The sequence below is a fragment of the Flavobacterium sp. genome (genome assembly GCF_044338735.1).
In the GTDB taxonomy this organism is placed as follows: domain Bacteria; phylum Bacteroidota; class Bacteroidia; order Flavobacteriales; family Flavobacteriaceae; genus Flavobacterium.
The window spans coordinates 1-2,755 of sequence record NZ_JBIIWV010000232.1; the positions used below are offsets into that span (position 1 = coordinate 1).

Below are 2,755 nucleotides of genomic sequence, written 5' to 3' on the forward strand. Positions count from 1 at the left end.
GGTTTTGTACCTGAACAACACACCGATTATATTTTTACAACTGTAGGTGAAGAATGGGGTTTCATAGGATCTACATTGGTAATAGCAATGTTTGTTACTTTATTTCTCCGAATCATTTACTTAGCCGAAAACCAAAAAACAAAATTCAGCAGGGTATATGGTTATTGTGTCGCTACTTATCTTTTCATGCACTTTTTTGTAAATATTGCCATGCTTATTAAGTTGTTCCCAACTATTGGAGTGCCATTGCCGTTCTTTTCTTATGGGGGTTCTAGTTTATGGGCTTTTACCATTTTGTTATTCATCTTTATTAAATTAGACGCTAATAAAGTTAATGAATGGTAATATATATAATTAAAATATCACATAAAAAAACCTCAACTATAAGTTGAGGTTTTTTGTTTAGTTAATGCTTAATTTTTTAGGTAGCCCTTTTCCGTTTTGACTTGCGCGAATTTCGGCAATAACATTTAAGGTTTCTTCGATATACAAATCTTTTTGTAAGTCTTCATGCCAACGCTCTCGTTTTTGTTTCAATAAGCTGTCTTTTTCAAACAACGCTATTTCGTTAGGCAAAGAGTTGAATTTTAATTTATTGTTATAATCTGAAATAGCTTTGAATTTTTTAATTTTTGCATCTGATAGTGCCATTTCTTTTTTGAATTGATTTAAATTCAAGCTAAAGGTGTTTTCATCTTTACGCTCAAAAATCCATTTTGCATTTTCATCAATCAAATTGAAATAGTTATTTGACGCAATTCTTTTCTTACTGTTTGCAATGATTCCGTCATAATTCATATTTAATGGCTCATACTTTGCAGGAGCAATTTTATCCCACGGTAATGCACTTTCTTCATCTCGCTCGCCCATGTCTAAATAGGTAAAACGATCTGGAAAAATAATATCACTCAAAACACCTTCGCGTTGAGTTGATCCACCATTAATTCTGTAAAATTTTTGAATCGTTGTTTTTAATGCGCCCAAATCACCATAAGAATTTCCTCGTATAAACTGATTCAAATCAATTACGTTTTGAACCGTTCCTTTTCCATATGAATGTTTACTTCCCACCACAATTCCTCTTTTGTAATCTTGAATAGCAGCTGCAAAAATCTCAGAAGCCGAAGCAGAAAAATTATTGATCATTACTACTAGTGGTCCATCATATTGCACCTTTTTATCAGGATCGGGTAAAATTTCAGGTTCTCTTCCAGGTGCTTTTACTTGCACGACAGGTCCTTCAGGAATAAACAACCCTACCATTTTAACAACGGTTTCTAAAGATCCTCCGCCATTATCTCTCAAGTCCATCACGATTCCGTCGATATTTTGAGCTTTTAAGCGTTCAATTTCGATAGCTACATCTTTATAAGCGTCTCTATTTTCTTTATTTTCAAAACTGATGTAGAATTTTGGTAAATATATAACTCCAAAACGTTTTCCGTCTTTTTCTACTACTGATGATTTTGCAAAAGTTTCTTCAGTTTCTACCTCAGCTCTTATGATGGAAATTACTTTAATTGTTCCGTCTACTTTTTTTACGGTTAATCGTACTTCGGTACCTTTAGGGCCTTTTATTTTTTTTACGACATCGTCTAAACGCATTCCGGCAACATCAATTGGTTCTTCTTTTCCTTGGCCTACTTTTAATATTAAATCACCAGCTTCTAGTTCTTTTCCTTTCCAAGCCGGACCTCCTGAAATCAATTCAGAAATTTCTACCGCGTCATTTTTCTTTTGTAGTCGGGCTCCAATTCCTTCAAAAGTACCGCTCATACTCATGTCAAATTTTTCTTTATCTTCAGGAGAAAAATAGAAGGTATGCGGATCAAATCGCTCAACAATCGCATTTAAATAAATGGAAAACCAGTCATTTCGGGTTAATTCTTTTTGGATAAAATCAAAATATTCATTTAACGATTTTAAAGAACTTTCGCGCACTTCTTTTTCTATGGTTTCAAAAGATTTTACGGCATATTTAGCGTCTTTTTCTTTCTTATCGTCTTCTAATTTTTGTTTATCAGTTATAGAAGATAAGGCTTGCAGTTTTAGTTGTTTTCTCCAGCGATCAACAAGCTCTTTTTTATTTTTTGCATAAGGCAATTTTTCATAATCCACATTAATGTTTTCGTTGGTATTAAAGTCAAAAGGATTATCTAGAACATCATCGTAAATAGCTCTACACTCTTGCATTCTTTGCAATAAACGACTATTGGTAAGATTAAAAAAAGTTAAATCTTTATTTTTAATCATGTCGTCAATTTTAGTTTCATATTTACTAAATTCTTCAATATCACTTTGTAAAAAGAAGCGTTTCGTAGGATCTATGTTATCTAAATATTTTGCATAAACTTTCTTTGAAAAGGCATCATCAATAGCAACAGGGCTATAATGTCCGCGCTCAAGAACCATTGTTAATAGCTCTAATAACAATTTATCTTTTTCAGGATCTGATTTTTTTTCAGAAGGAATAAAACTCCACAACACTGCTGATAAGGCAGTAATTACTATAATAACCTTATAATTTCTTTTCATAAATTCCACGATGCGTTTCATTAAAAAATTTTCAACTAAATTACATAAAAAATCATGCCATAAAAAATGAATTAACGATAAATTTTTGTTAAAGCGATAATTTTTTTACATCATGAAAAGGGTTTCAAATTAAATTAATTAATTTAGCAAAAAATGAATTCATGGCAAAACCATTAATACTTATTACAAATGACGATGGAATAGCAGCTCCAGGCATTAG

General features: G+C 31.9%; 2 protein-coding genes. One reads left to right on the plus strand and one right to left on the minus strand.

What is annotated here, in order from left to right; all coding sequences use genetic code 11:
• The coding region (gene rodA, locus ACIQZC_RS10570) for a rod shape-determining protein RodA (protein ID WP_396139186.1) at window positions 1–345 on the plus strand (345 nt) is incomplete at its 5' end.
• A 57-nt stretch (window positions 346–402) separates the two neighbouring features.
• On the opposite strand, the gene ACIQZC_RS10575 is transcribed toward rodA, so the two are convergent.
• Window positions 403–2,556: a carboxy terminal-processing peptidase gene (locus tag ACIQZC_RS10575; RefSeq protein WP_396139187.1), complete on the minus strand. Its 2,154-nt coding sequence runs from the start codon at window positions 2,554–2,556 to the stop codon at window positions 403–405.
• Window positions 2,557–2,755: the final 199 nt, after the last annotated feature.